Source organism: Streptomyces sp. NPDC056373 (genome assembly GCF_042262425.1).
Lineage (GTDB): Bacteria > Actinomycetota > Actinomycetes > Streptomycetales > Streptomycetaceae > Streptomyces.
In genome coordinates this window covers 1-26,049 of sequence record NZ_JBHJPX010000029.1, presented here as the reverse complement: position 1 = coordinate 26,049, position 26,049 = coordinate 1, and the positions used below count along the sequence as shown (strand labels likewise).

Below are 26,049 nucleotides of genomic sequence, written 5' to 3'. Positions count from 1 at the left end.
GCCGGGCAGCTCATGCTGCTCGGAGAAGCCCTGGTCACCATGTGCGTGAGCTATGTTGAACGTCCGTGGGAGACGAAGGAGGCGCACCGGTGCCATCGCCGCAGCAGGCACGCGCACAGGCATCCGCGATCACCTCGGGGAAGGCCGGCCCCGAAGCGGAGGTTTCCCCGTCTGCCCAGCTCAGGGCGCTCTTCGACCGTCCCCGGCTGTCCCCGGGACAGCGGCGCATCGCGCAGTACCTGATCGAGCACATCACCGAGGCGGCGTTCTTGTCGATCACGGATCTCGCGGACCGCGTCGGCGTCAGTCAGCCCTCGGTGACGCGGTTCGCGTCGGCGGTCGGCTTCAGCGGTTACCCCGCGCTGCGGGAGAAGCTGCAGTCGATCGCGCTGGGCACCCTCGCGGTCGGCCCGGCCGAGGAGACGCACGGCAACGAACTGCAGGCGGCGGTGGACGCCGAGATCGAGAACCTGGAGAACCTGCGGCGGGATCTGGCCGACCCGGGCGTGGTCATCGACGTCGGCCGCAAGCTCTCGTCGTCGGCCCCCCTGACGGTCCTCGGGCTGCGCATCTCCGTCTCGCTCGCCGAGTACTTCGCCTACGCCGCCCGCCGGATCCATCCGGACGTTCGCCTCGTGACCCGGGGCGGCAGCGTCGCCTACGACGCGCTGCTGCAGTCGCGAGAGGCGGGCGGGACGTGGGTGCTGGCCTTCTCCATGCCACGGCACGCCCAGGAGACGTTGACGGCCGTGCGGGTCGCGCGGGGTGCCGGGCTCAAGGTCGCCCTGATCACCGATCTGGCGCTCGGGCCGCTCGCGGACGAGGCCGACGTCGTCTTCGCCATCGGGACGGGGTCGCGACTGGTGTTCGACTCCTACGCGGCCCCCGGCGTGATGTGCTCGGCGCTGCTCCAGGCCATGACGGACGCGGATCCGGAGCGGACGCAGGCGCGGCTGGAGGAGTACGAGCAGGTCGCCGACGAGCACCAGTTCTTCCTCAAGGACTGAGCGGCGCCCCTGGATCCCACAAGGGGACCATCCGCAACAAAGCACGCATGAATGTTTTCATGCACCTTGCAAACCGGATGGCATATATAAATACTGCTCACGGATCGCGACCCGGCCGGTTCCGGATCCGTTCCGCACCCGTGGAGCCGGGTCCTACCCACTCCGGGTCCCGGGTGTCCGTGGCGGCCCCGGTCATCCCCTAGGCCGGGGCCGCCCCGACCCGTCGTCCACCCATACGACGCCGCACACCCGGAAGCGATGATCATGCAACTGACGACCACGCGCATCAGCCCCGACTGGCCCTGCCAGGTCAAGACGCCCGGGAGCTACGACTGGGAGCGCTCGGCGGCCAAGTGGCTGCGCGAACTGGTGCCCACGCGCTACGCCGGCTACCCCGTGTTCATCCGCCACCCCGTCCTCCTCGCCCGGCACGCCCACATCCAGGTCCAGAACGAGATCCGGGTCGCCCGCACCGCCCTGCAGACCGCCCGCGCCGACCTGCCCGGACTGGGCCTGCACGAGGGGGTCATCGAGCACACGATCAAGCTGTACGCGGCCGAGGTCATGCAGCTCCAGCACATCGCGCGCAGCGTCCGGGCGGTCACCCAGGCCCTGGTGGAGGCGAACCGCCAGCCGTGAGCCGCCGGGCATGACCGGCGCCTCGCGTGGCACACGTGGGGGAATGAGCACCACGAGAGCCCGGCGCGGTGAGCCGGTGACCACGGTCCTGACCTGGCAGGTGCGCCCCGGCCGGGAGCAGCGGTTCGAGGAGTGGACGCACGGCATCACCCGCTGCGCGAGACAGTTCCCCGGCAACGAGGGCGTCTCCTGGCTGACCCCCGAGGACGGCCACCGCTACCACGCGGTGCTGCGCTGGTCCGATCAGCACCGGCTCGCCGCCTGGCTGGAGTCCGAGGAGCGTGCGCGCTGGCACCGGCGGATCGAGGACGTGGCCACCGAGATCAGCAGCGAGCGCCAGTCGACGAGCGGGATGGAGACCTGGTTCAGCCTGCCGGGCACCACCGTGCAGGCCCCGCCCCGCTGGAAGATGGTCCTCACCACCTTCCTCGGCGCCTACCCCTTCACCCTGCTCATCCAGTGGCTGGTGACACCTCACACCACCGGCTGGCCGCTGCCCCTGCGGGCCGCCGTCTTCCCGCTGGTGCTGCTGCCGCTTCTGACGTACCTGGTGATGCCGCGGCTCAGCCGGCTGCTGCGGCTGTGGCTGTATCCGCGCGACGGGAACTGAGCGGTTCCCCGCGAGGCGGATGTGGCTTGAGGGGCCACGGAGGCGGACGAGCGGTCCGTGCGCACAAGGCGGTCTGCGAACCCGGCCAGGTGTGCAATGCTCAACGCGTGACGAGCGAGCCCGTGACGCCGGCGCAGTCCGGTGCCGCACCGGACCTGGTCGAACTGGCCAAGATCGTCGCCCGGCAGCGCGCCGAGATGGACCGGCTGCGCGACCAGGCGGCCGTCTCCGCTGTCGTGGAACGGGCCAAGGGCGCGGTGATGGCGCTGACCGGCTGCTCCGCGGACGCGGCGGGTGAGCAGCTGCTCCAGCGGGCCAAGTCCGCCCGTCACACCCTTCTGGAGGAGTGCTGGACCACCCTCGGCACACTCGCGCCCATGCCGCCCGGCCCGGGCAGGGCGAGCGGAACCCACGGCGCCGAGGCGCCCGGCTGGGCGGAGGCCGTGGAGCAGGCGCAGGTGCCGGACGACGTCGCCGCCGCCCTGGCCCGCCTCGGCCAGGCCCTCGTTCGGGTGATGACACCGCACGACCTCGCCCGGTGCCTGCTCGAGCACCTCGGCCCCGACCTGTCGGCGGACGCCGTCCTGATCTACGCCCGCAGGCCCGCCGGCGGCCTGGGACTGATCGGGCACGCGGGGATCGACGACGAACTGGCGGCCCAGTGGTGCCAGGTGCCGCCGCTGAGCAGGATGGCGGCGCTGGACGCGCTGCGGGCGGGTGAGCCGCGCTGGCTGGAGGACTTCGCGGCGGACCAGCGGCGGTACCTGCTCATCGGGGACCCTCCCGACCGGTGGCGCTCCCGGGCCTGGCTGCCCGTGCTCGCCGCGGGCTCCGCCGAGGTCTGCATCGGTGTGCTGCGGGGCCGTGCCGGGGCGTTCACGCCGCGCGACCGCGCCCACCTGCTGGGCGTCACCCGGCTGTGCGCCGGCCGGCTGCGCGACTTCGAGATCCCGCCCGAGCGCGACGCCGACGCCGCCACGGACGCGGTGCAGGCGCTGTTCGAGGCGCTGCCGGTGGCGGCCATGCTGCTCACGCCGCTGCGGGCCGCGACGGGCGAGACCGAGGACTTCCGGGTGGAGGCCGCGACCGCACAGGTGGGCGATCTGCTCGGCCGGACCGGTGCGGAACCGGCGGGGCGGCGGCTGCTGGAACTGCGGCCGGCTCTTGCGGCCGAGCCGCTGTGGCAGGGCTGTCTGCAGGTGCTGGCCACCGGGACGGCGTACGAGGGCGAGCCGTTCGCGCACGAGGAGGTCGTGGCGGGCGTCGCCGAGCTGTCCGTGTACACGGCACGGGTGGCACCGCTGGGCGACGCCCTCGTCGTCTCGTGGATCCGGCACGGCTCCTCCGACCGGCAGGAGCAGCGGCTGGCGGACCTGCAACGGCTGGGCAATCTCGGCTGGGCGAGCTGGAACCTGGCCACGCGGGAGGCGTCCTGGTCGACCCAGGTCTTCTCCCTGGTCGGCCGGGACCCGGCGCACGGCCCGGTCGCCCTGCCCGAGGTGCCCGAGCTCGCGCTGCCCGAGGACACGCCCGCGCTGACGCGCGCGGTGAGCGAACTCGTCCACGACGGGCGGCCGTTCGACGTGCCGTTCCGGATCCGGACCAGCGGCGGCATCCGGCATCTGCGGCTGGTGGCGGAAGCGGTGCCCGACCGGCACGGCACACCCGTGGAGGTGCACGGCTTCGTCCAGGACATGACCGCCCGGCGGCGGGCGGAGCTGGCCCTGGTCGAGAGCGAGCGGGCGATCCTGACGCAGCACGACGTGCTCCAGGCCGAGCGGACCCTGGCCTCCCGGCTCCAGCACGCGCTGCTGCCGATGTCCAACCGGCCCGTGCACCTGGCCGGGTTGCGCGTCGAGGTCGCCTATCTGCCGGCCCAGTCGGGTGTGCACGTGGGCGGTGACTGGTTCAGTGCCATCGAACTGCCCGACGGCGACGCGCTGCTGGTGGTCGGCGACGTCGCCGGGCACGGGGTCGACGCCGTGGCCACGATGGCCCAGCTCCGGTTCACCGCGAAGGGCATGGTCATCACGGGCTCGTCCCTGACCGGCGCGCTCGCCCGGCTCAACACGCTGCTGCTGCACTCACGCGACTCCCACACGACCGCCACGATGGTCCTGGCCCGCTACGAGCCCAGGCGCGGGCGCCTGGTCTGGGCTCAGGCGGGGCATCCCCCGCCGCTGCTGCTGCGTGAGGGGAAGGCACGGTATCTGCGCCGCCCCGGCGGCATGCTGCTCGGGGCGGCGGCCACACCGGTCTACCAGGAGGCGGAGTGCCGTCTCGATCCGGGCGACCGGCTGATCCTGTACACCGACGGCCTGGTCGAGCATCCTCCGGACAGCATCGACCGGGGGCTGGAGCAGCTCGCCGAGGCGGTGGCGGCCCCGCACGGCGACGGACCCCGGTCGCTCGGGCCGTTGCTCGCACGGATGCTGCCGGACGCGCGGCGGGACGACGTGTGCGTGGTGGACGTCCGGGTCCCCGGGGCCCAGGGGCGGTAGGGCCCGCCGCCTCACGAGTCCCCGCGGTGGCGCCAGTACCACCACAGGCCCACGAGCAGGGCCAGCAGGAACAGGGTGGGCAGCACCAGGCCGGGGATGCGGGAGCCGTTCATGGGCGTGGCCTTCGGTTCGCGGCGGTTCGGGCGCCTCGTGCGGCGCCCGGGCCCAGGGTGCGGCCGCGTGGCCGTTCCGGTCCGGCCTTTTTCCCGGCCGTTGCCCGGCGTTCGAGGAACGTCGTCAGTCGACCGGGTGGCCCGGGTCGATGGTGACGGCGTCGGACAGGCGCAGCAGCGGCCCGTCGTCCTCCTGCTGACCGCCCCACTCGACCGGGTCGAGGACGAAGCCGATGTGGTCGCCGCCGCCCGTGCGCGTCACGATCCGGCCGACGAACCAGGCCCGCGCGTCCCGCAGGACCAGGGCCCCGCCGTACGCCTCCCGCAGGGGGAGGTCCTGGAATTTGTCGGTCAGGTCGCCGGTGTGTCCGCCGAACAGATCGGCGAGGGCGTACTGTTCGCGGCCGAGCAGGTGCACGGCGAGGACGTCCGCGTTCCGTGCCACCCGGAAGGTGTGGTTCAGCTCGGACAGCCACACCACGAACCGCACGGGCCGCAGCGAGCACTGCGAGGCGAACCCGACCAGACAGCCCGCCCGTTCACCCCCCGCGGCGGCCGTGACCACGTACATCTCGGGGTTCAGCCGGTCGATGAACTCGTCCATGCCGGCCATGGTCACACATCAGCTCGTGCCCGCCGGGGTGCGGGATTCCAGGGCCGCCCGGGTGTCGTTGCCGTAGACGCCGGTCTCGTCGCCGCGGATGCCGTACCAGAGCTGGAAGCGGGCGACCGCCGCGGTGAGGGTGGGGTCGTAGCGACCGCTGGTGGAGCCGTCCCGGTAGACGTCCGGGATGTGCAGGAGGCGTTGCTGGAGCTCGGCCACCTCGGGGCCGGACGCTCCCTCGCGCAGTGTGCCCACCCCGTCCGGGTCCGCCGGCCCGGCGGCGGGCGGGGCGGGCGAGGTGACGCTGGGGCTGGGGGTGGGGTCAGCCGTGGAGGCGGCGGACCGGGGCGGCACGGGCGCGGGCGCCGCGCTGTCACCGGTGTGCTCGCCGCGGAGCAGGAGCGCGCCGCCGAAGCCGATCACGGCGGCCGCGAGGACGGCCACCGCGACGGCGGCGCGGCGCAGCCCGGCTCCCGGAGGTGCGGCGTCCGTGCGCCGGCGCGCCTCGCGTGCGACGGGCGGCAGTTCCTGTGTCAGGGCCTCGGAGCCGGCCGGCGGGCCGGGCAGCGCGACGGGCTCGTGGCCGGCGGGTTCCTGACCGGTCTCCCGCCGGAACTCCCGCATCAGTTCGGCGAGCGCGTCGGTGCGGCGGGGCCGCAGGACGCGGATGGGTTCGAGGACCGGGCCGTCCTGCGGCGGCCTGGACTCGGACGGTGTCGACACGTTGCTCTCCTTCGTCCGGGCCCGGGGGCGCCCGTCTTCGAGGATCGTCCGCCCTTGGATACGCGGCCGCCGTGGCCGTGGTTCAGAGGACGGTCACGTCCGATGGACAGAGCACTCGGTACCTCCATGAGAGTGCACCGAGTGCCATGTCCCCTCCGGGTGCTACGTTCGCGCTCATGAGCTCCGAGAAAGCCGAGGCGGGCACCGGGAAGCCGCCCATGCGGGACGCCTTGGTGGCGGCGGCCTTCCAGCTGTTCCTGGAGCGGGGGTACGAGCAGACCACCGTCGACGACATCGTCGCTCTCGCCGGAGTCGGACGGCGCTCGTTCTTCCGCTACTTCCCCTCCAAGGAGGACGTGGTCTTCCCGGACCACGAGCGCTGCCTGGCCGACATGACCGCCTTCCTGGCGGACGGCTCCGACGACGACGAACCCGTGGGGCGGGTCTGCGACGCGGCCCGGCTCGTGCTGCGCATGTACGCCGAGAACCCGACGTTCTCCGTGCAGCGCTACCGCCTCACCAAGCAGGTCCCGGGACTGCGCGCCTACGAACTGTCGGTGGTGTGGCGCTACGAGCGGGCCCTCGCCGCCTACCTGCGCCGGCGCTTCGCCGCCTGCCGGGAGGGCACCCTGCGGGCCGACGTGATCGCGGCTGCGGTGGTCGCGGCGCACAACAACGCACTGCGTTCCTGGCTGCGTTCGGACGGGCAGGGCGAGGCGAGCGAGGCGGTCGACCGCGCGCTGGCCTATGTGCAGTCGACGTTCGGCGGCGTACCGGTGCCGCCCGCCGTGGAGCAGCCGGAGGACGTGGTGGTCGTCGTGTCGCGGCGCGGGGCACCGCTGTGGCGGGTCGTGCAGGAGATCGAGACGACGCTGGGGCGGGGCTGACCCTCGCCACATTGAGGGTACGGAGTGCCTTTACGAGTGGCACTGAGTGCCATACTCTGTGCTGCGTGCACGGTGGCACGGCGAGCCGCGCACCCGTGTGCGCGAGTGATCGCGTGCGCGGATTCCGGCCGAGTGCAGGGAGTTGACCAGCGTGTACCACTCAGGAAGCGTCACTCAGCAGGGAGCCGGCTCCGCGACGGGTCTGCTCGACTCGAGGGGCCAGGACTCCGAGGCCATCCTCTACCAGCGCTGCACCTGGTGCGGTACCGCCATGTACCACCGGTTGCTCTGTCCGGTCTGCCGGGGCAGCGAGCTGCGCACGGAGCGGGCCGAGGGCACGGGCACGGTGCGCCACTCCACCGTGGTGCACCGCAACACCCCCGCCGCGCGCAACGTCTCCCTGGTCGAGATGGCCGAAGGCTTCGTGGTGCGCGGCCGGGTGATGGGTCCGCCGATCGGCATCCACAGCGGCGACCGGGTGCGGCTGTCCACGGCCAAGGACCCGGTACGGGGCGAGCCGGTCTTCCAGCTGCTGGACGAGCCGTACCGGGCCTGGAGCTGACTCCTCCTCAGCGGACGGTGACGCGGATGCCCACGGTGCCGTCCAGACCCCGGCGCAACCGGCTGCCGAGCAGGGTGAGCCGGCCCGTCAGGCCGTACTTGCGGGCGATCAGCCCCCGATAGCGGGCGGTGGTGGCGGGGTCGCAGATCTCCGCCGTCGCGGGCACCTGGTCGCCGGTGGGATTGCCGCGCAGGTCGCAGGGGCCGACCAGGACGTCGGCGCGATTGCGGATCCGCTTCACCTTCCAGGAATCGGCGGGCGTCCACGCGCCGAGCGCCGCACCGTCGCGTACCACCCAGACCGGCGTGGCGACCGGTGTGCCGTTCCTGCGGTAGCTGGTGATCAGCAGGTACTTTCCCGCGCCGAGCGCGTCCAGCGTCGTGTCGTCCATGGCGGGCAGTGTACGAGCGCGTCCGCAGGCTCAGCGGAGCGCCGCCGCCATTTTGCGCACCGCCTCCGTGAGCACCTCCTGCGAGGTCCCCAGGTTGAGCCGGGCATGGCCTGCGCCGCCCGTGCCGAAGGGAAGGCCGGAGCTGAGGGCGACCCGGCCGTGGCGCAGGAACACGTCGGCCGGGTCGTCGCCGAGCCCCAGGGCGCGGCAGTCGAGCCAGGCCAGGTAGGTGGCATCGCCCGGACGGTAGCGGATCGCGGGCAGGTGCTCGGCCAGCAGGTCCGCGAGCAGCCATCGGTTGGCGTCGAGGCCGGCCAGCAGGGCGTCCAGCCAGGTGACACCGTCGTGCAGGGCGGCGGTGTGGGCGATGACGGCGACGTGGCTGGGGCCGTGTCCCACCTCCTCGGGCATCCGCTCCAGGTCGGCGGCGGCCCCGGGCCCGGCGATCGCGAGGGCGGCCTTGAGCCCGGGCAGGTTCCAGCCCTTCGAGGCGGACATCAGCGACAGCCCGCGCTCGGCGCCCGGCACGCTCAGATACGGCACGAAGCCGGCGTCGCCGACCACGAGCGGGGAGTGGATCTCGTCGGCGACGACGCGCACGCCGTACCGCTCGGCGAGGGACGCGACGGCGGACAGCTCCGTGGCCGTGTGCACGGTGCCGGTCGGGTTGTGGGGGCTGCACAGCAGGTAGGCGGCCGGTCTCCCGCCCGTCACGGCCCGCCGGAAGGCCTCCTCCAGAACGTCGAGGTCCAGACGCCCGTCCGCCCCGAGCGGGGCCTCGGCCACCCGTCGGTCCATGTGCTCGACGAACAGGTAGAACGGCGGGTACACGGGCGGGTTCACGACCACGGTGTCGCCGGGGCCGGTGACCAGCCTGAGCATCTCGACGACACCCAGCATGACGTCGGGCACGATCGCGGTGCGCTCCACGGCGAGCCCGTCCCAGTCCCACCGCTTCCCGGCGAAGTCCGCCAGGGCCTCCGCGTAGGCGGTGCCGGCCGGGTAGCCGGTGTCGCCGAGGTGGAGCGCGTCGGTGACGGCACGCACGACGGACTGCGCGAGCGGCACGTCCATCTCGGCCACCCACAGCGGCAGCACGTCCTCGGGGTAGGTGCGCCACTTCATGCTCGTGCGCTGCCGGAGGCGGTCGAGGGTGAGCACTTGCAGGGGATTCGGTTCACCGGACGAATCGTGCGGGATCCTGGTCATGGGCACACGATAGGGGGCCGTGCGGTGAGCGGGAATCCGGCGAACGGGGAGCAGGGCGGGGCGGCGGACGCGGTGCTGGAGGTCGCCTGCGACGAGTCGGGGTCGGACGGTGAGAACCTCACCGGCGGGAACACGGACGTGTTCGCGCACGCCGGCGTCTCGCTGTCCGAGACGGCGGCCGCGGCGACGGTACGGGAGATCCGGGACCGGATCAGATCACCGGCCGAGGAGTACAAGGCGAACCACCTGCTGCGGGAGAAGCACCGTGCGGTGCTGGAGTGGCTGCTCGCGCCTCGGGGGCCGATCCACGGACGGGCGCGGGTGCACCTCATGGAAAAGACGTTCTTCATGGTGGACCGGACGCTGGGCCTGCTGCTGGACGACGCGGTCGAGGCGGCCGTCCTGTTCCGCGCGGGGCGCCCGGCCTACGGGGAGGCCGGCTGGCGGGCGTTCCTCGATGCGGCCAACCAGCTGCTGCGGGTCCGTCAGGACGGGGACCCGGTGGACGCTTTCTACGGCACCGTCGACACCCTGCTCCGGGCTCGGCCCCGGGCGGACGCGGCGAGCGTCCTGGAGCGACTCGCCGCGACCCGGCCCCGCGCGGTGTCGTACCGGGGCGGCCTCCTGTCCGGGCCGCCGCTGATCCCGTTGCTCAACCCGCTGCTCCCGGCGATCGTGCGCACGGCCGCGCTGTGGAGCGGCGCAGGCAGGCCGGTCCACCTCGTGCACGACCGGCAGAACATGCTGACGCCGGACCGCATCGCGTGGATCGAGGGGACGGCCCGGCGGGCCGGGAGCCACCTGGCCGGGCTGCGGCTGGTCGTGGCGCGTGACGACGCACGGGTGCAGGTGGCGGACTTCCTCGCCGGGATCGCCCGCAAGATCGCCTCCGACGAGCTGAACGGCCGCGGGGACCCGGCGCTCACCGCCCTGCTGCGGCCCTACGTGGATCCGGGCTCGGTGTGGGGCGACGCTCGCAGCGGGGCCCTGCTCGCGGACCCGGTCGCCGGGTGACGCCGAAGAGATCACCGGTGCGCTGAACGCGGCCGGGCTGCGGCCCGTATGGATGAGGGGCACTCAACTCCGGGAGCGCCCTGCGGTGTTCACATCGTGATGTTCGGGTTCGGGAGCCATGCATGAGGCACGCACGACGACGGGTCGTCCGGCGAGTGACACGGCTGGCGGCCGTCGGCGGACTCCTCCTCGGAGGAGCCATGGTCACCAACGCCGTGGCGAGCGAGCCGGCGGCCCCGTCCATCGGCGTCCCGTTCACCGCGCCGCCGGCGACCGGCGAGGGCACCGACCTCGTGTCCCGGCTCGGCAACGCCCGCACGGCGGGCAGCTGGATCGACACGTCCGGGCGGCCGGTCGTCGCGGTGACCGACGAGAAGGCGGCCGCCGAGGTGAAGCGCGCCGGAGCGCGGGCCAAGATGGTCAGCCACAGCATGAGCGACCTCAAGTCGGCCGCGGCGACGTTGCGTTCGGCCCCCAGGGTCTCCGGCACCTCGTGGGCCCTGGACTACAAGAACAACCAGGTGGTGGTCCGGGGCGACAGCACCGTCTCCGCCTCCGCGTGGTCCAGGATGACCGAGGTAGCCGAGGGCATCGGCTCCTTCGTGCGCATGGAGCGCACCGAGGGCACGTTCACGACACGGCTCAACGGCGCGCAGCCCATCCTGTCCACGGCCGGGCGCTGTTCGGCCGGGTTCAACGTGACGGACGGGGAGAGCGACTTCATCCTGACGGCCGGTCACTGCGGTCCCGACGGTTCCGTCTGGTTCGCCGACGACCGGGGCCGCCAGCAGGTCGGCACCTCGCTCAAGGGGAGTTTCCCCGGCGACGACTACTCCCTGGTGAAGTACGACGCCGGCCGCGCGGGCAAGGGCGCGGACGTGGTGGCGGTCGGTGACGGCAAGGGCGTGCGGATCACCGGCGTCGCCGACGCGGAGGTCGGACAGCAGGTCTTCCGCAGCGGCAGCACCAGCGGGCTGCGCGAGGGAGAGGTGACCGCGCTCAACGCCACGGTCAACTACCCCGAGGGCACGGTCAGCGGCCTCATCGAGACGAACGTGTGCGCGGAACCCGGTGACAGCGGAGGCCCGATGTTCGCCGACGGCATCGCGCTCGGCCTGACGTCGGGCGGCAGTGGGGACTGCAAGGCGGGCGGTACGACGTTCTTCCAGCCGGTGACGAAGGCGCTGACCGAGCTGGGCGTCAAGCTGATCGTGGCCAAATCGGCCGGCGGTACGGGGGCCGCTCCCGCCCCGTCGGCATCGCAGGGCGCGGCCTCGCCGGGTGCGTCGGCGCCGATCACGGGCACGGACGTGTCGACACTGCTGAGCCGCCTCACCGACCCGCGCAATGTCGGCCCGGGCATGCTCGTCATCGCGGGCAGCCTCGTCGCCCTGGTGGCGACCCGCTGGATCCGCGCGGAACAGGACCGCAAGGCGTATCGGCAGTACTACTCGGCGACTTGGGGATGACGCCGGCAGCGGCCGAGGACAGTGCGAGAAGGGCACCCCTTGGAGGGGTGCCCTTCGACGAGGGTCCGATGCGTCGGCGGGCCGGGACCGAGGGTCAGGCCGCGGGCGCCGACTGCGGGGCCGCGGAGGCCCACTCCAGGACGAGCCGCTGGTACTCCTCGCGCTGCTCGACGCTCAGTGTCCCGCCCGACCGGCGCCACAGCGCGCGGATCTCCTCGTTGACCTCGTCAGCCGATCGCTCGGATGAGGTTTCAACAGTGGTGGACATGCTGTGAAGCATACGTCGCCGGACGTGAAGGCGATGTGAGTAATCACGAGCTAAACGGTCATTTCGGACAGTGTTGCTGATCACGTCCATCTCCCGGTAAACGTGAGGCTGTTCACATCAACCGCCTGTGAGTACCTTTCACCGCCGGGCAGTTCGCCGTCGTTCACGCTTCGGCCGATCCCAGCACCAGCACCTTGATGGCCAACACGGCCGCACCGCGGGCCCAGTCGTGGAAGTCGGAGACCTTCGTCTCCAGGCCGACCGGCGCGGCGAGCGGGTGCCTGAGCTCACGCACCGTCTCCTCGACCGTCTTGCCGGCCACGTCCATCAGCCCGACCCCCTCCCCCGCGAGCAGGATCCTCTGCGGCATCACGAAATTGGAGATCTGCGCGACGAGTGTGCCCAGGGCTCGCGCCGCCTCACCGACGACCCGGGCGGGCATCGGGTCCCCGGCGGCGGCCCGGTCGAGGATCTCCTCGTAGGTGCGGTCCTCGCCGGTGGCGGCCCGGACCTGGTAGCGGATGCTCGGGATGGTCAGCAGCGAGACGGCGCTGCCGCGCCTGCCGTCCGGGGTGAGCGGCCCGTGCGAGTCGACGATCCAGTGCTTGCCGAAGCCGCGGTCCTCCTCGGCGAAGGGCACGCGCCTGCCGCCCAGGACGAGCCCATAGCCGAGGCCGGCGCCGATGGTGAGGACGACGAAGCGGTCCAGTCCGCGCCCGGCGCCGAACCAGGTCTCCGCCTCGACCAGGGCGGCGACGTCGTTCTCGACGACCACCGGCAGGCCGGTGCGCTCCTCGACCAGCTCGGCCAGGGGGACGTCCCGCCACAGCAGGAACGGGGATTCGCCGACCACGGCCCGGTCCTGGACGAAGCCGCCGACCCCGATGCCGATTCCGGCGAGGCGCGGGTGCCCCTCGGCCAGTTCGGCGGTCATCCCGGCCAGCACGTCGGCGACTTCGGCAGGATCGTGGGTGGTGAGCGGGCGGTCGTGGCGGGCGACGATGTGGCTCCGCAGCGTGGTGACGACGCCGTAGACCGTATCCTCGGTGATCTTGAAGCCGAGGAAGAAACCCGAGTCGGCGACGACGTCCAGCGGCTGCGATGGGCGGCCCTGGCGCGCCTCCGGGGGCGCTCCCGCCTCGGGCACCTCGACCAGCAGACCCGACTCGATCAGGGGCTTGGTCAGACGGGTGAGGCTGCCGGCCGACAGGCCCAGCCTGCGGGCGAGTTCCGTGCGCGACAGCGGGCCGTGGACCAGCACTTCGATCGCCACGGAGCGTTCACCGGGGCTCAGCGGCAGCCAGCCGGAGGTGCCTTCGGTCATGGAGGGTCCGACTCCCTTCACCCGTTTTTTTCGCACTGAAACCAACATGACCACTCTAGGCAGATGTCGGTTCCTGGGAAAAGATGTTTGCAGGGCTCTTGACGCGGCAATTGTTTCGCACCAAAAGTAAGTCCCGCCAGAGGACGAGCCGCCGCAGCGAGGGAGTCTCCCGATGACCATCGCCTCCAGCAGTCCTCCATCACGTCTGCCCACGGGCGGCGCGGCGGAGGCCAGCAGCAGGACCGGGCCGCGACAGGGGGTGTCCGGCGAGGACCGGGGGGACGGCCGGCTGGCCGCGCTCTTCATCGCTCCGGCCCTGCTCGGCTTCCTGGTCTTCCTGCTCTGGCCGACGCTCCGGGGCATCTATCTGAGCTTCACCCGCTTCAACCTGCTGACCCCGGCGGAGTGGGTGGGCCTGGACAACTACGTCCGCATGGTCCACGACCCCATCTTCTGGGACTCCCTGTGGGTCACGGTCGAGTACGTCGTCATCAACATCGGCGTCCAGACGGTCGCGGCGCTCGCCATCGCCGTCCTGCTCCAGCGGCTGACCCAGTCGGCGATGCTGCGCGGGATCGTGCTGACGCCGTATCTGATGTCGAACGTGGTGGCCGGTCTGGTCTGGCTGTGGATCCTCGACACCCAGCTCGGCATCGGCAACGAGATCGTCAGCGGCCTCGGGGTGGACCGCATCCCCTTCCTCGCGGACGAGACCTGGGCGATCCCGACGATCGCGCTGATCAACGTGTGGCGGCACGTGGGGTACACCGCCCTGCTGCTGTTCGCCGGCCTGCAGGCCATCCCGAACGACATGTACGAGGCGGCCCGGGTGGACGGCGCGAGCGAGTGGCGGATGTTCTGGCGGATCACCATGCCGCTGCTGCGGCCGGTGCTCGCGGTCGTGCTGATCATGACGGTGATCGGGTCGTTCCAGGTGTTCGACACCGTCGCCGTGACCACCGCGGGCGGCCCGGCGAACGCGACCAACGTCCTGCAGTACTACATCTACGGCTCGGCGTTCGGCCGCTTCCAGTTCGGCTACGCCTCGGCCATGTCCGTCGCCCTGCTGGTCGTGCTGAGCGCGATCACCGTCCTCCAGTACCGGCTCACCCGGGCCGGCCGGACCGACCTCGGCTGAGAAGGGAGACACCGCCATGGCTGCCGTGACGACAACACCGCCGACGACCCTGGGGCCGGTCCGGCGCAGGTTCACCTTGGGGCGGGCCGCCGCCTGGACCGTGATGGGGCTGATCGTCCTCATCACCCTGCTGCCGTTCTACTGGATCCTGCGCACCGCGCTGTCCACCAACGCGGGCCTGAACGCCGACCCGACCAATCCGCTGCCGGTCGACCTCACCACCAGCGGCTTCGAACGCGCCCTGGGGCTGCAGTCGGCCGAGGAGGCCGTCAAACAGGGCGGCGCCGGCGGCGGGCTCGACTTCTGGCGCTACCTGCTCAACTCGGTGCTGGTCTCGACCCTGATCACCGGATGCCAGATCTTCTTCTCCGCCATGGCCGCCTACGCCTTCTCGCGGCTGCGCTGGCGGGGCCGGGACAAGGTGTTCGGGCTGTTCCTGGCCGGGATGATGGTGCCGGCCATCTTCACGCTGCTGCCGAACTTCGTGCTCATCAAGCAGCTGCACCTGATCGACACCCTGCTGGGCATCGCGCTGCCCACCATGTTCATGACGCCGTTCGCGGTGTTCTTCCTGCGCCAGTTCTTCATGAACATCCCCAAGGAGGTCGAGGAGGCCGCGCTGCTCGACGGCGCCGGGAAGATCAAGATCTTCTTCCGGGTGGTCCTGCCGATGGCGTCCACGCCGATCATCACGCTGGGCGTGCTGACGTACATCACCTCCTGGAACGACTACTTCTGGCCGCTGATGGTCTCGTACAGCGACAGCTCGCGGGTGCTGACCGTGGCGCTCGCGGTGTTCCGGGCGCAGACGCCCTCGACCGGCGTCGACTGGTCCGGGCTCATGGCCGCGACGCTGATCGCCGCGCTGCCGATGCTGGTGCTGTTCGCCTGCTTCGCCCGCCGCATCGTCAGTTCCATCGGCTTCACCGGGATCAAGTAAGGGGACTGTGATGCGAATTCGACTTCGTCCGCTCGTCGCGGCGACCGGAGCGCTGGCGCTGTCCCTGGTCAGCGGATGCGCGCAGGGTGGCGCCGCCGGATCCTCCGCGAACACGGTCACGTACTGGCTGTGGGACGCCAACCAGCTGCCCGTCTACCAGGCCTGCGCGAAGGGCTTCGAGAAGGAGAACCCCGGACTGAAGGTCAAGATCACGCAATTGGGGTGGAGCGACTACTGGACCAAGCTCACCGCCGGGTTCATCGCGGGCACCCAGCCGGACGTGTTCACCGACCACATCCAGTACTTCGGCCAGTTCACCGACCTGAAGGCCCTCGAACCGCTCGACGACCTGGGCATCAAGAACTCCGACTACCAGCCGGGCCTCGCCGCCAACTGGATCGGCAAGGACGGCCACCGCTACGGCGCCCCGAAGGACTGGGACACCGTCGCGCTGTTCTACAACACGAAGATGACCGAGCAGGCCGGTCTCGGCGCCGAGCAGCTCAACGGCCTCTCCTGGAACCCGAAGGACGGCGGCAGCTTCGAGAAGGCCATCGCCCACCTCACGATCGACAGGAACGGCAAGCGGGGCGACGAGCCGGGCTTCGACAAGAACAACGTCAAGGTGTACGGCATGGCCAGCAACGGCGGCGGGTTCGGCGACGGCCAGACGCAGTGGAGCAACTTCGCCGCCTCCGCCGGGTGGAGCTACCTCGACAAACCGCGCTGGGGCACGAAGTACCAGTACGACAGCAAGACCTTCCAGTCGGTCATCCGGTGGTACTTCGGCCTGGCGAAGAAGGGCTACATGCCGCCGCTGTCCGACTACAACGTCCAGTCCAACCAGGCGAACACCCAGGTCGCGGCGGGCAAGGCGGCCACTGCGTTCGACGGGGCCTGGATGATCTCCACGTATGCCGGCTTCAAGGGCAAGGACATCAGGACCGCCGTGACGCCGACCGGTCCGACCGGCAAGCGCGCCACGATGATGAACGGCCTCGCCGATTCCATCACGAAGGCCTCCAAGAACAAGGTGGGCGCCCGCAAGTGGGTGGCCTACCTGGCCTCGGACCGCTGCCAGAGCGTCGTCGGCAGGTCCGGGGTCGTCTTCCCCGCCACCCCGGCCGGGACCGAGGCGGCCGTCGCCGCCTACCGGAAGAAGGGCATCGACGTCTCGGCGTTCACCGAACCCGTGGCCGACAAGAAGGACTTCCGGACCTTCTCGTATCCGATCGCCAGCTACTCGGCGGACATGACGGCGCTGATGGCCCCCGCGATGGAGGACATCTACGGCAACGGCAAGCCCGTGAGCAGCCTCGACCGCACCAATGACCAGATCAACCTGATCCTCTCGCAGTGATCACCCGACCAGTGAAGGGCACGCCCCCCATGACGTTCTCCCTCGGCATCGTCGGCGCCGGACAGTTCTCGGGCCAGTTCGCCACCCTGTTCCAGGCCCACCCCGGCGTCGGCGACGTCTACGTCACCGACCTGCTGCCCGAGAGGGCCGAGCACCTCGCCTCCGCCCAGGGACTGGCGGGCACCTTCCCGTCCTACCAGTCCATGCTGGAGTCGGAGGACGTGGACGCCGTCGCGATCTTCACCCAGCGCTGGACGCACGGGCCGCTGGTCCTCCAGGGCCTCAACGCCGGCAAGCACGTGTACTCCGCGGTTCCCATGGCGATCAGCACGGAGGAGATCGCGGCGATCATCGACGCGGTCAAGGCCACGGGGCTGACGTACATGATGGGCGAGACCAGCGAGTACAACCCGGCCACGGTCCACGCCCGCAACCAGATCGCCGAGGGCGCGTTCGGGCGGCTCTTCTACGCCGAGGGCGACTACGTCCACGACATGGACCTGGGCTTCTACGAGGCCTACCAGTACAGCGGCGGCGAGAACTGGAAGGCCACCGCCAGCTATCCCCCGCTGCTGTACCCGACGCACGCGGTCGGCGGGGTGCTGGGCGCCTGGAAGACCCACGCGGTGAGCGTGTCGGCGATCGGTGTCACCGACGACCGGGGCGACGGTGTATTCGACAAGGACGTCAGCCAGTTCGGCAACGACGTCTCCAACGCCACCGCGCTGTTCGAGGTGGCGGGCGGCGGCTCGTTCCGTACGAACGAGTTCCGGCGGGTCGGCTACCCCTCGCACATACGGGAGTCCCGCTTCCGCTTCTTCGGGACCGAGGCGAGCATGGAGCAGCTCGCCACGGTCGCCCTGTGGCAGGACAAGCAGGGGGTGAAGGACATCAGCGAACTGCTGGAGCCCAAGCCCACCATGGCGCCCGACGACCCCTCGCTGCAGCACATCGCGCCGGACCTGCGGGCCGCCTTCACCTCCGGGTCGGCGCCGGTGCACGACCGGGCGCGGCTGCCGCGGGAGTTCGACCATCTCCACAACGGTCACGAGGGCAGCCACCACTTCCTGGTGGACGACTTCGTGACGGCGGTCAACACGCGCACGCTGCCGTCGGTGAACGCCTGGGTGGCGGCCCGTTACACCCTGCCGGGCATCATCGCGCACGAGTCGGCGCGGCAGGGCGGGGCCAGGCTGGAGATCCCAGACTTCGGGAACGCGCCCCAGTAGGGGGCACCGCCGGACGCGAGCCGGGCGCCCGGGATCAGGTGCCCGGCTTGCGGCCGTAGATGAAGACGTCGTCGCCGTTCTTCAGCAACGACCAGTACTTCTTGGCGTCGGTCTTCGTCATGTTGGCGCAGCCGTGCGAGCCCGGCGGGTTCCACATGCTGACGCCGACCGAGTGGAAGGCCTGGCCGCCGTCGAAGAACTGCGAGTAGGGCATCGGCACGTCGTAGATGGACGAGACGTGGTCGATGTCGCGCCAGTAGATCTTCTTGAGGCCGGTGCGGGTCTCGTACCCGTCGCGGCCGGTGCGGACCGGGACCGGGCCGTAGACGAGCTTCTTGCCGTCCTGGATCCAGCTGAGCTGGAGCGTGAGGTTCACGCAGGCGATCCGGCCCTTGTTCACGGGGCACTTGCCGTCCTTGTTGGGGGTCTTGCCGACGGCCTTCTGCTTCTGCATCAGGTCCATGACGCCCCAGGTGACCGAGCCGGCATAGCCGATGTTCGGGGTGATGCCGTGCTTGGTCTGGAAGGCCTTGATGGCCTTGCAGTCGGCGGCGGACTGCTTGCCGTCGACCGGGCGGCCGAGGAACCTCTCCACCTTCTTCTGGTACGGGCCGGCCTGCGTGGTGCAGCTCGCCGCCTGGGCCGGTGCGGCCCCGAGCGCGAGCGTGAGCGGTGCCACCAGACCGGTGATCCCCAGTGCGACGGCGCTCCGTCTGCGTACGTCCCCCATGGCTGGCCCTGCCCTTTCGCGAAAGCGGTTCGGTGATGTCTGCCAGCTAGACGGACGGAGAACGCTTCCGGTTGTGCGGTCGGGCGCGCTGGGACGGAACAGTGACATACCCCACCGGCACGGAGTGGACATATACGTGCACGGTGGGGCGATTCGAACAGCCGGTTCCCCGGCTCTTCCGTGTCAGCGGTAGCCGGTCGTGTCCGCCGGCTTGCCCGCGTCCTGGACCTCCACGAGGTAGCGCCAGGCATCCGGGCGGCTGCCGTCGAGGTCGGTGAAGCCGTACACCTGGGCGAGTCCGCCGCTGGACAGCGATCGGCCGTTCCAGCGCGCCACGTCCGCGTCGGCGGCGAGCGCGGCCACGGCCCGGCCCACGTAGTGCGGGGTCTCGGAGATGGCGAAGTGCGGGACGCTCTTCAGGGCGTCGCGCCAGTTCTCCTCCCGCACTCCGTATCCGTCCAGCATCAGTTCCGAGCGCAGCCAGCCGGGTGTGAGGGCGACGGCGGTGGCGCCGCGCGGGCCGAGTTCGTGACCGAGGGCGAAGGCCATGCGCAGCACGGAGGCCTTGGCGAGGTCGTAGAAGAAGTTCACGCGGAAGTTCTCGGCGTTGTAGTCCGCGGTGCCGTCGGTGACCTCGACGACGAGGCCACCGGGGTTGCGCAGCAGCAGGGGCAGGGCGTGGTGGCTGGTGACGGCGTGCGTCTCGACGGCGAGCCTCAGCAGGCGCAGGCCGTTGTCGAGGTCGTGCTCCCAGAGGGTCGCGTCCCACTCGAAGAGCTTCTCGCCGCCCCAGATGTCGTTGACGAGGACGTCCAGGCGGCCCTGCTCGTCCGCGATCCGGTCCACCAGCGCCTTGACCTGCGCCCGGTCCAGGTGGTCGGTGGGGACGGCGATGCCCTGGCCGCCGGCGGCGGTGACCAGGTCGGCGGTGTCCTCGATGGTCTCGGGCCGGTCGTACTCCGAGCGGCGGGCGCGGGTGGTGCGGCCGGTGACGTACACCGTGGCGCCGGCCGCACCGAGTTCCACGGCGATCCCGCGCCCGGCGCCCCGGGTCGCACCCGCGACCAGTGCGACCTTGTCCTGCAACGGAGCTGACATGTCCGACCTCCCGTGACCGTGGCTGCTTGTCACCTCCAGGGTCACGGGTAAGCCGGACATCTTCTGTCGCCTTTTATCTGCGACACGCGGTCAGTGGCCCCGGGTGATCCATTCCTGGAGCTGCGGGGCCTCCGCGCCAATGGTCGTGGAGTCGCCGTGGCCGGTGCGGACCGTCGTCCCGGGCGGCAGGGTCAGCAGCCGGTCGCGGATCGAGTCGATGATCGTCGGGAAGTGCGAGAAGGACCGGCCGGTGGCGCCGGGGCCGCCCTGGAAGAGGGTGTCGCCGGTGAAGACGGTGCCCAGTCCCGGGTCGTAGAGGCAGACGGCGCCGGGCGCGTGCCCCGGGGTGTGCAGGACCCTGAGGTCGGCGCCGCCGGCCTCGATCGTCTGGCCGTCGACCAGCCAGGCGTCCGGCTCGCGGTCCGGGTGGGTCTGCTTCCACAGCGGCAGGTCGTCGTGGTGCAGCCAGATGGTGGCGCCGGTGCGCTCGGCGAGGGCGGGGGCGGCGTTGATGTGGTCGTTGTGGGCGTGGGTGCACACGATGGCGGTGAGCCGGCGGTTGCCGACGGCCTCGGCGATGGCATCGGCGTCGTGGGCGGCGTCGATGACGATCGCCTCGTGGTCGTCGCCGACGATCCACACGTTGTTGTCGACGTCCCAGGTGCCGCCGTCGAGGCTGAACTGGCCGGAGGTGACGAGGTGTTCGATGCGCGTCGTCATCACAGCACCACCACCGAACGCAGCACGTCGCCGTGGTGCATCCGCTCGAAGGCCTTCTCCACCTCGTCGAGCTGGATCGTCTCCGTGACGAACGCGCCGAGGTCCAGGCGCCCCTGCAGATGCAGGTCGGTCAGCATGGGGAAGTCGCGGGAGGGCAGGCAGTCTCCGTACCAGCTCGACTTGAGGGACCCGCCCCGGCCGAAGACGTCCAGCAGTGGCAGTTCGAGCTTCATCTCGGGCGTGGGGACACCCACGAGGACGACCGTGCCCGCGAGGTCGCGGGCGTAGAAGGCCTGCTTGTACGTCTCGGGGCGGCCGACGGCCTCGATGACGACGTCGGCGCCGAAGCCGCCGGTGAGCTCGCGGATCGCCTCGACCGGGTCGTTCTCGCGCGAGTTGACGGTGTGGGTGGCGCCCATGGAACGGGCGGTCTCCAGCTTGCGGTCGTCGATGTCGACGGCGATGATCGTCGCCGCTCCGGCCAGCCGTGATCCGGCGATGGCCGCGTCGCCGACTCCGCCGCAGCCGATGACGGCGACCGAGTCGCCCCGGCCGACGTTCCCGGTGTTGATCGCGGCGCCGATGCCGGCCATCACACCGCAGCCCAGCAGCCCGGCCACCTGCGGGGCCACGCCCGGGTCGACCTTGGTGCACTGCCCGGCCGCGACCAGCGTCTTCTCCGCGAAGGCGCCGATGCCCAGGGCCGGGGACAGCTCCTGGCCGGTCGAGGCGAGGGTCATCTTCTGCTGCGCGTTGTGCGTGTCGAAGCAGTACCAGGGGCGCCCGCGCAGACAGGCACGGCACTTCCCGCACACCGCACGCCAGTTGAGGATCACGAAGTCACCGGGCTCGACATCGGTGACGCCGGGGCCGACGGCCTCGACCACGCCCGCCGCCTCGTGGCCGAGCAGGAACGGGAACTCGTCGTTGATGCCGCCCTGCTTGTAGTGCAGGTCGGTGTGGCACACCCCGCAGGCCTGCACCTGCACCACCGCTTCGCCCGGGCCGGGGTCGGGCACCACGACCGTCTCGATCCGCACCGGCTCGTCCTTGCCGGGGGCGATCACGCCGCGTACTTCCTGGGCCATGCTGCTGACTCCTTCGTCGGCCGGGTCCGTTCCCCTCCGACCCTACGCGCGACCGATCCTCAAGGGGCGCCGATCGGCCGGCCTGTTTCCTCGAAAAGGGCAGGCCGCGCGGCTCGGCGGCGACGTAGCCTGAACGCTCCGCCGACGCCCAGGGAGCGCCGTGAGCATCGCAGAGACCCAGACCGCCACACCACCGTGGCGACAGCTCCTCGGATACGTACGGCCGCACCGCTGGTCCCTGTTCACCGGTGCGCTGCTCTCGCTGGTCACCGGGGCGACCGGGCTGCTGCTGCCGCTGGTGGCGCGGGGCCTGATCGACGACCTGTCGCACGACCGGGCCATCACCGGCGCCCTGCTGGCGATGTCGGCCCTGGTCGTGACCAACGCGGCCGTGGGCGCACTGGGTTCGTACGTGCTGACGCGCACCGCCGAGTCGGTGGTGCTCGGTGCGCGGCGCGCCCTGTCGTCGTATCTGCTCCGGCTGCGGATCAACGCCGTGGACCGCAGTGAACCCGGTGACCTGATGGCCCGCATCACCTCCGACACGACGCTGCTGCGGGCGGTCACCACCGACTCGCTGGTCGGACTGGGCACGGGCGGGCTCACACTCATAGCCACGATCGTGATGATGGGCTGGGTGGACGGCGTGCTGCTGGGCGTCACTCTGGCGGTGATCCTGGGCGCCGGCGTGATTCTCGGGGTGATCGTGCCGCGCATCAACAAGGCGAGCCGGCAGGCGCAGGACGCGGTGGGCGTCATGGGCGCCTCGCTGGAGCGGACCCTCGGCGCGTTGCGCACGGTGAAGGCGTCCGGCGCGGAGCACCGGGAGGAGCGGACGCTGCACGAGGCGGCGCAGGAGTCGTGGCGCCAGAGCGTGCGGGCGGCCAAGTGGTCGGCCGCCGCGGGCAACACGGCGGGGCTCGCCATGCAGGTCGCCTTCATCACCGTGCTCGCCGTGGGCGGCGCGCGGGTCGCGACCGGCGCGATCGACGTGGGCACGCTGGTCGCGTTCCTGCTGTTCGTCTTCTACCTGATGTCGCCCATACAGCAGGTCGTCGGCGCCATCACCCAGTACCAGACGGGCGCCGCGGCCCTCACCCGCATCGAGGAGGCCCTGCGCCTGCCCGCCGAACCGGCCGCCGGGGCCGCCCCGCTGCCCTCCCCCGGCGCCGAGCCCGCCGCCCTCGCCTTCGACGACGTCCGCTTCCGCTACGCCGACGACCTGCCCCACGTCCACCACGGAGTGACCTTCACCGTGCCCGCGCAGGGCATGACGGCGTTCGTGGGCCCGTCCGGCGCCGGCAAGACCACCGTCTTCTCACTGATCGAGCGGTTCTACGACCCCGAGTCCGGCGTGATCACGCTGGACGGGCGAAACCTCGACGACTGGGAACTGCCCCGGCTGCGCGCCGCGATCGGCTACGTGGAGCAGGACGCGCCGGTCCTCTCGGGCTCCCTGCGGGACAACCTGCTGCTGGGCAATCCGGAGGCGGACGAGGACGCCCTCGCGCGGGTGCTCAAGACGACCCGGCTCGACGGTCTGGTCTCCCGGCTGCCCGGCGGCCTCGACACCCTCGTGGGGCACCGCGGCACCAAGCTGTCCGGCGGTGAGCGCCAGCGCGTCGCCATCGCCCGCGCGCTGCTGCGCCGCCCCCGGCTGCTGCTGCTCGACGAGGCGACCTCACAGCTGGACGCGGTGAACGAGGCGGCGCTGCGCGACACCGTCGCGGACGTGGCCCGGACGACCACGGTCCTCGTCGTGGCGCACCGCCTGTCCACGGTGACGATGGCCGACCGGATCGTGGTGATGGACGCCGGCCGGGTCCGTGCCGTCGGCACCCACCGTGAGCTCGTGACGGCCGACCCGCTCTACGCGGAGCTGGCGGCGACGCAGTTCCTCGCCACGGCGGACTGAGGCGCGGCCCGGGTGAAGCCCGCTGTTTCACGCTGCGCTTGCCGTGACCGTCGGGCGGGAGGAGGCTCAGGAGTGAGGCCCTCGCGGCCCGCTGCCGAGCGGGTCGCGGCCCTTCGAAGGAGGTCCATCATGGGAACCGCGGCAGACCCCGCCTTCGACGGAGAGACCCTGCGCCGGGGTGTGGAAGGACAGCCGGACATCCTGCTGTCGCTCTACGCGGACGACGCGGAGTTCCGCATCGTCGACCACACCACCCAGCCCAGCCACCCCAAGGTCCTGCACGGCCGGAACGAGATCGGCCGGATGCTGGAGGACGTCTACAGCCGGGACATGACGCACAAGGTGGAGCGGTGCATCGTCCAGGGCGACGAGGCCGCCTACAGCGAGAGCTGTCAGTACGCGGACGGTGTGCGCGTCCTGTCCGAGTCCATGATCACGCTGCGCGACGGCAAGATCGCCGAGCAGACCCTGATCCAGGCCTGGGACGAGTAGGAGGAGAGACATCGCGAGGCGGGACCGGGGCGTGATCAGCGCGTCCAGGCGCTGTACGACATGACGTCGCCCTTCTCGACGCCGTACTCGGGCTCGGCGGCGGTGAAGGTGCTCTCCAGGCCGAGGACGGCACCGGTGGCCGGGTCCATGATGAGCATGCGGCGGACGCCGCGGGAGTCGTTCACGTAGGCCTGCCCCGGCCGGCCAAGCCGGTCGGTCACCTGGCCGGCCGGCCGCAGCCCCTTGGCGCCGGCCAGCAGCCGCGCGAGCGCCGCGCTCTCTCGTGCGCCGAGGGTCCAGTGGTCCAGCAGCGTAGCCGTGGCGTCCAGCAGTTCGGGCGTGGTCAGCGGGGTGTCGGTGAACTGGGACTCCGTCAGATAGGCGCGCAGCCGGGCCGGGTCGTGGGGCGGGGGCGACTGGGGCGGGGCGTCGCTCCAGCTCGGCGGGTACGTCCGGTCGAGCAGGACGTGGCGGTCCTGGACGAGCCGCGGTGTGCCGCCCTCGTCGGACAGGACCGGCCTGCCCGGGTGCCTCGGGTCGGTGGCGACGACGAGTTCGGTGTGGCTGCCGTCGGGCCGCCAGCGCACGATGCGCTCCTGCGGCAGGGTGATCGGGGGCTTGTCGTCCGACATACCCAGGCTCCAGGACTGCACGTGCGTGCCCTTGCGGAGGCGGGGCGAGCCGTCGGCCGCCGCCGCGGCCGCCGCGTGCCCGGCCAGCCGGCCCAGGGGTACGGGCGTGGAGCCCGACTCGATCACCAGGGGGCGGGGCGCGGCGACCGCGGGGGCGGTGCTCGGGCCGCTCAGTACGAACGTGAGGGTCAGGGCCGCGACGACGGCGCAGGCGACCAGCCCCCAGGCCAGCCGGGGCCCGGGCGCCGACCGGGACCGCGAGCGGGAGCGGCCGGGCCCGGGCGGCAGCAGGTCCCGCAGACGGCCGGGGGCGCGATTCGCCCGGTCGCGCAGACGACCGGGCGCGCGATCCGGGCGCTCCCGCAGACGGCCGGGGGCGTGGTCCGGCCGGTCGTGCAGACGGGCGTGGTCCGGGCGCTCCCGCAGACGGCCGGGGGCGAGGTCCGGCCGGTCGTGCAGCAGTTGTTGCAGTCGGCGCTCGGCGTTGTGGTCCAGGGGGCCGTCTCCGAAGTGGGGACCGTCGGGCGGCACCGGGTCGGCGCTGCGCAGCAGTTCGAGTTCGTCAGCCATGGCCGTGTTCCTTCGGGGCGGTCATGCAGGAGTGCTCGGCGATCGGGAGCTCGGGACGCAGACGGCCGATCTCGGCTCTGAGGCGGCGCCGGGCCCGGTGCAGCCGCATGGCGGCGGCCCGGCTGCCGCAGCCGAGGGCGACGGCGACCTCGTCGACGCCGAGTCCCTCCCAGGCCGTCAGCCGCAACACCTCCTGGTCGGCGGCGGAGAGCCGGGCGAGCGCCTCGTGCACCCAGCCGCCTGGAGTGTCGGCCTCCGGGCCCGCCGTGATGTGCCGCCCGTGCGCGGTGTCGTCGTTGCCGAGCCGGTCGACGAGCCGGCGGCGGCGTCCGTGGCCGCGTACCGCGTTGGCCAGACAGTTGCGTGCCACGCCGTACAGCCAGGGCAGCGCGGCGGCCGGGAGGTCGGCCCGGCGCCGCCAGGCGACCGTGAACACCTCCGCCACCACTTCCTCCACCTCGCCGGTCCGCCCGTCCAGTCGCCGTGCGACATAGCGGCTGACCGCCCAGTAGTGCTCGCGGTAGGCAGCGGCGAAGATCTCGTCGTTGCTCATGTCCCGTTCGTGTCCGGCACTTTCCCGATCGTCACACCCGTTTTCGTGATTCTCGTCGCGTCGGTGAAGTGTGACGCCCGGGCGGGGCGCGGACACAGGCGGGGCATGAGGCACCTCAAGTGGCTGACGACCACTGATCACAAGACGATCGGCACGCTGTACCTGGTGACGTCTTTCGCGTTCTTCGTCATCGGTGGCGTGATGGCGCTGCTGATGCGCGCCGAGCTCGCCCGGCCCGGTCTGCAGATCATGTCGAACGAGCA

The 26,049-nt window shown here is 71.6% G+C and carries 26 protein-coding genes and 1 pseudogene; 15 read left to right on the top strand and 12 right to left on the bottom strand.

Features of this window, described 5'->3' with window-relative positions; translation table 11 throughout:
• Positions 1-89 precede the first annotated feature (89 nt).
• The 4 genes from ACFCXS_RS38050 (at position 90) to ACFCXS_RS38035 (ending at position 4,757) form a co-directional block, all read left to right on the top strand.
• A complete protein-coding gene (locus tag ACFCXS_RS38050) occupies positions 90-1,007 on the top strand; it encodes a MurR/RpiR family transcriptional regulator (RefSeq protein ID WP_376647914.1) in 918 nt (305 codons plus the stop codon).
• A 258-nt stretch (positions 1,008-1,265) separates the two neighbouring features.
• Entirely contained in the window at positions 1,266-1,646 is a 381-nt protein-coding gene (locus tag ACFCXS_RS38045) for a hypothetical protein (RefSeq protein WP_170321006.1), read from the top strand.
• A 43-nt stretch (positions 1,647-1,689) separates the two neighbouring features.
• Positions 1,690-2,256, top strand: coding sequence for an antibiotic biosynthesis monooxygenase (locus ACFCXS_RS38040; RefSeq protein ID WP_376647913.1), 567 nt, complete (start codon positions 1,690-1,692; stop codon positions 2,254-2,256).
• 107 nt (positions 2,257-2,363) lie between these two features.
• A complete protein-coding gene (locus ACFCXS_RS38035) occupies positions 2,364-4,757 on the top strand; it encodes a SpoIIE family protein phosphatase (RefSeq protein WP_376647912.1) in 2,394 nt (797 codons plus the stop codon).
• Positions 4,758-4,994: 237 nt separating this feature from the next.
• Here ACFCXS_RS38035 and ACFCXS_RS38030 read toward each other — a convergent pair whose 3' ends face one another.
• Positions 4,995-5,483: a flavin reductase family protein gene (locus tag ACFCXS_RS38030; RefSeq protein WP_376647911.1), complete on the bottom strand. Its 489-nt coding sequence runs from the start codon at positions 5,481-5,483 to the stop codon at positions 4,995-4,997.
• Positions 5,484-5,492: 9 nt separating this feature from the next.
• Positions 5,493-6,197 (bottom strand): peptidoglycan-binding protein, encoded by a 705-nt coding sequence (locus ACFCXS_RS38025; RefSeq protein ID WP_376647910.1) that lies wholly within the window; start codon positions 6,195-6,197, stop codon positions 5,493-5,495.
• Between the two features lie 218 nt (positions 6,198-6,415).
• On the opposite strand from ACFCXS_RS38025, the gene ACFCXS_RS38020 reads away from it, so the two are divergent.
• Positions 6,416-7,084 carry a TetR family transcriptional regulator gene (locus ACFCXS_RS38020; RefSeq protein WP_376647935.1) on the top strand — a complete coding sequence of 223 codons (669 nt, stop codon included), beginning with the start codon at positions 6,416-6,418 and terminating at the stop codon, positions 7,082-7,084.
• A gap of 151 nt (positions 7,085-7,235) precedes the next feature.
• A complete protein-coding gene (locus tag ACFCXS_RS38015; protein WP_376647909.1) occupies positions 7,236-7,646 on the top strand; it encodes a Zn-ribbon domain-containing OB-fold protein in 411 nt (136 codons plus the stop codon).
• A gap of 7 nt (positions 7,647-7,653) precedes the next feature.
• Here ACFCXS_RS38015 and ACFCXS_RS38010 read toward each other — a convergent pair whose 3' ends face one another.
• Positions 7,654-8,037 (bottom strand): PPOX class F420-dependent oxidoreductase, encoded by a 384-nt coding sequence (locus ACFCXS_RS38010; RefSeq protein WP_376647908.1) that lies wholly within the window; start codon positions 8,035-8,037, stop codon positions 7,654-7,656.
• A gap of 30 nt (positions 8,038-8,067) precedes the next feature.
• Positions 8,068-9,246: a MalY/PatB family protein gene (locus tag ACFCXS_RS38005; protein WP_376647907.1), complete on the bottom strand. Its 1,179-nt coding sequence runs from the start codon at positions 9,244-9,246 to the stop codon at positions 8,068-8,070.
• A 24-nt stretch (positions 9,247-9,270) separates the two neighbouring features.
• Here ACFCXS_RS38005 and ACFCXS_RS38000 point away from each other — a divergent pair, with 24 nt between their 5' ends.
• Together ACFCXS_RS38000 and ACFCXS_RS37995 are read left to right on the top strand one after the other, a co-directional pair.
• Complete coding sequence (locus ACFCXS_RS38000; RefSeq protein ID WP_376647906.1) at positions 9,271-10,260, top strand: hypothetical protein; 990 nt, start codon at positions 9,271-9,273, stop codon at positions 10,258-10,260.
• Between the two features lie 122 nt (positions 10,261-10,382).
• Positions 10,383-11,729, top strand: coding sequence for a S1 family peptidase (locus ACFCXS_RS37995; protein ID WP_376647905.1), 1,347 nt, complete (start codon positions 10,383-10,385; stop codon positions 11,727-11,729).
• Between the two features lie 94 nt (positions 11,730-11,823).
• On the opposite strand, the gene ACFCXS_RS37990 is transcribed toward ACFCXS_RS37995, so the two are convergent.
• Both ACFCXS_RS37990 and ACFCXS_RS37985 read right to left on the bottom strand, forming a co-directional pair.
• Complete coding sequence (locus tag ACFCXS_RS37990; RefSeq protein WP_033312444.1) at positions 11,824-12,009, bottom strand: hypothetical protein; 186 nt, start codon at positions 12,007-12,009, stop codon at positions 11,824-11,826.
• Between the two features lie 151 nt (positions 12,010-12,160).
• A complete protein-coding gene (locus tag ACFCXS_RS37985) occupies positions 12,161-13,321 on the bottom strand; it encodes an ROK family protein (protein WP_376647904.1) in 1,161 nt (386 codons plus the stop codon).
• A 172-nt stretch (positions 13,322-13,493) separates the two neighbouring features.
• Here ACFCXS_RS37985 and ACFCXS_RS37980 point away from each other — a divergent pair, with 172 nt between their 5' ends.
• The 4 genes from ACFCXS_RS37980 to ACFCXS_RS37965 are packed head-to-tail and all read left to right on the top strand — an operon-like array spanning position 13,494 to position 17,988.
• Positions 13,494-14,459, top strand: a complete 966-nt coding sequence (locus ACFCXS_RS37980; RefSeq protein WP_376647903.1) for a carbohydrate ABC transporter permease — start codon at positions 13,494-13,496, stop codon at positions 14,457-14,459.
• A 16-nt stretch (positions 14,460-14,475) separates the two neighbouring features.
• Positions 14,476-15,399 (top strand): carbohydrate ABC transporter permease, encoded by a 924-nt coding sequence (locus ACFCXS_RS37975; RefSeq protein ID WP_376647902.1) that lies wholly within the window; start codon positions 14,476-14,478, stop codon positions 15,397-15,399.
• Between the two features lie 10 nt (positions 15,400-15,409).
• Entirely contained in the window at positions 15,410-16,759 is a 1,350-nt protein-coding gene (locus tag ACFCXS_RS37970; protein WP_376647901.1) for an ABC transporter substrate-binding protein, read from the top strand.
• Between the two features lie 29 nt (positions 16,760-16,788).
• A complete protein-coding gene (locus tag ACFCXS_RS37965; protein ID WP_376647900.1) occupies positions 16,789-17,988 on the top strand; it encodes a Gfo/Idh/MocA family protein in 1,200 nt (399 codons plus the stop codon).
• A gap of 34 nt (positions 17,989-18,022) precedes the next feature.
• On the opposite strand, the gene ACFCXS_RS37960 is transcribed toward ACFCXS_RS37965, so the two are convergent.
• The 4 genes from ACFCXS_RS37960 to ACFCXS_RS37945 form a co-directional block, all read right to left on the bottom strand.
• Positions 18,023-18,718: a L,D-transpeptidase family protein gene (locus ACFCXS_RS37960; RefSeq protein ID WP_376647899.1), complete on the bottom strand. Its 696-nt coding sequence runs from the start codon at positions 18,716-18,718 to the stop codon at positions 18,023-18,025.
• A gap of 183 nt (positions 18,719-18,901) precedes the next feature.
• Complete coding sequence (locus tag ACFCXS_RS37955) at positions 18,902-19,816, bottom strand: SDR family oxidoreductase (RefSeq protein WP_376647898.1); 915 nt, start codon at positions 19,814-19,816, stop codon at positions 18,902-18,904.
• Between the two features lie 90 nt (positions 19,817-19,906).
• Entirely contained in the window at positions 19,907-20,536 is a 630-nt protein-coding gene (locus ACFCXS_RS37950) for an MBL fold metallo-hydrolase (RefSeq protein WP_376647897.1), read from the bottom strand.
• Positions 20,536-21,624, bottom strand: coding sequence for an S-(hydroxymethyl)mycothiol dehydrogenase (locus ACFCXS_RS37945; protein ID WP_376647896.1), 1,089 nt, complete (start codon positions 21,622-21,624; stop codon positions 20,536-20,538). Before ACFCXS_RS37945 ends, ACFCXS_RS37950 begins: the two co-directional genes overlap by 1 nt.
• A 160-nt stretch (positions 21,625-21,784) precedes the next feature.
• Between ACFCXS_RS37945 and ACFCXS_RS37940 the strand changes: the two genes are divergently transcribed.
• Complete coding sequence (locus ACFCXS_RS37940) at positions 21,785-23,539, top strand: ABC transporter ATP-binding protein (RefSeq protein ID WP_376647895.1); 1,755 nt, start codon at positions 21,785-21,787, stop codon at positions 23,537-23,539.
• A 129-nt stretch (positions 23,540-23,668) separates the two neighbouring features.
• Positions 23,669-24,031: a nuclear transport factor 2 family protein gene (locus tag ACFCXS_RS37935; RefSeq protein ID WP_376647894.1), complete on the top strand. Its 363-nt coding sequence runs from the start codon at positions 23,669-23,671 to the stop codon at positions 24,029-24,031.
• Between the two features lie 35 nt (positions 24,032-24,066).
• Here the strand turns inward: ACFCXS_RS37935 and ACFCXS_RS37930 are convergent, their stop codons facing one another.
• On the bottom strand, positions 24,067-25,233 hold the full coding sequence (locus ACFCXS_RS37930) for a CU044_5270 family protein (RefSeq protein WP_376647893.1): 1,167 nt from the start codon (positions 25,231-25,233) through the stop codon (positions 24,067-24,069).
• Positions 25,226-25,786 carry an RNA polymerase sigma factor gene (locus tag ACFCXS_RS37925; RefSeq protein ID WP_376647892.1) on the bottom strand — a complete coding sequence of 187 codons (561 nt, stop codon included), beginning with the start codon at positions 25,784-25,786 and terminating at the stop codon, positions 25,226-25,228. Before ACFCXS_RS37925 ends, ACFCXS_RS37930 begins: the two co-directional genes overlap by 8 nt.
• A 63-nt stretch (positions 25,787-25,849) precedes the next feature.
• Between ACFCXS_RS37925 and ACFCXS_RS37920 the strand changes: the two are divergent.
• Positions 25,850-26,049, top strand: a pseudogene (locus tag ACFCXS_RS37920) (cytochrome ubiquinol oxidase subunit I); the annotation flags it as partial.

Excerpts from the sequence above, each read along its gene's own strand:
- ACFCXS_RS38040 (WP_376647913.1), top strand. The coding sequence starts at position 1,690 with ATGAGCACCACGAGAGCCCGGCGCGGTGAGCCGGTGACCACGGTCCTG.
- ACFCXS_RS37980 (WP_376647903.1), top strand. The coding sequence starts at position 13,494 with ATGACCATCGCCTCCAGCAGTCCTCCATCACGTCTGCCCACGGGCGGC.
- ACFCXS_RS37975 (WP_376647902.1), top strand. The coding sequence starts at position 14,476 with ATGGCTGCCGTGACGACAACACCGCCGACGACCCTGGGGCCGGTCCGG.
- ACFCXS_RS37945 (WP_376647896.1), bottom strand. The coding sequence starts at position 21,624 with ATGGCCCAGGAAGTACGCGGCGTGATCGCCCCCGGCAAGGACGAGCCG.
- ACFCXS_RS37925 (WP_376647892.1), bottom strand. The coding sequence starts at position 25,786 with ATGAGCAACGACGAGATCTTCGCCGCTGCCTACCGCGAGCACTACTGG.
- ACFCXS_RS37990 (WP_033312444.1), bottom strand. The coding sequence starts at position 12,009 with ATGCTTCACAGCATGTCCACCACTGTTGAAACCTCATCCGAGCGATCG.
- ACFCXS_RS38020 (WP_376647935.1), top strand. The coding sequence starts at position 6,416 with ATGCGGGACGCCTTGGTGGCGGCGGCCTTCCAGCTGTTCCTGGAGCGG.
- ACFCXS_RS37935 (WP_376647894.1), top strand. The coding sequence starts at position 23,669 with ATGGGAACCGCGGCAGACCCCGCCTTCGACGGAGAGACCCTGCGCCGG.
- ACFCXS_RS37985 (WP_376647904.1), bottom strand. The coding sequence starts at position 13,321 with ATGACCGAAGGCACCTCCGGCTGGCTGCCGCTGAGCCCCGGTGAACGC.
- ACFCXS_RS38005 (WP_376647907.1), bottom strand. The coding sequence starts at position 9,246 with ATGACCAGGATCCCGCACGATTCGTCCGGTGAACCGAATCCCCTGCAA.
- ACFCXS_RS37960 (WP_376647899.1), bottom strand. The coding sequence starts at position 18,718 with ATGGGGGACGTACGCAGACGGAGCGCCGTCGCACTGGGGATCACCGGT.
- ACFCXS_RS37955 (WP_376647898.1), bottom strand. The coding sequence starts at position 19,816 with ATGTCAGCTCCGTTGCAGGACAAGGTCGCACTGGTCGCGGGTGCGACC.
- ACFCXS_RS37965 (WP_376647900.1), top strand. The coding sequence starts at position 16,789 with ATGACGTTCTCCCTCGGCATCGTCGGCGCCGGACAGTTCTCGGGCCAG.
- ACFCXS_RS38045 (WP_170321006.1), top strand. The coding sequence starts at position 1,266 with ATGATCATGCAACTGACGACCACGCGCATCAGCCCCGACTGGCCCTGC.
- ACFCXS_RS38010 (WP_376647908.1), bottom strand. The coding sequence starts at position 8,037 with ATGGACGACACGACGCTGGACGCGCTCGGCGCGGGAAAGTACCTGCTG.
- ACFCXS_RS37930 (WP_376647893.1), bottom strand. The coding sequence starts at position 25,233 with ATGGCTGACGAACTCGAACTGCTGCGCAGCGCCGACCCGGTGCCGCCC.
- ACFCXS_RS37970 (WP_376647901.1), top strand. The coding sequence starts at position 15,410 with ATGCGAATTCGACTTCGTCCGCTCGTCGCGGCGACCGGAGCGCTGGCG.
- ACFCXS_RS37950 (WP_376647897.1), bottom strand. The coding sequence starts at position 20,536 with ATGACGACGCGCATCGAACACCTCGTCACCTCCGGCCAGTTCAGCCTC.
- ACFCXS_RS38030 (WP_376647911.1), bottom strand. The coding sequence starts at position 5,483 with ATGGCCGGCATGGACGAGTTCATCGACCGGCTGAACCCCGAGATGTAC.
- ACFCXS_RS37995 (WP_376647905.1), top strand. The coding sequence starts at position 10,383 with ATGAGGCACGCACGACGACGGGTCGTCCGGCGAGTGACACGGCTGGCG.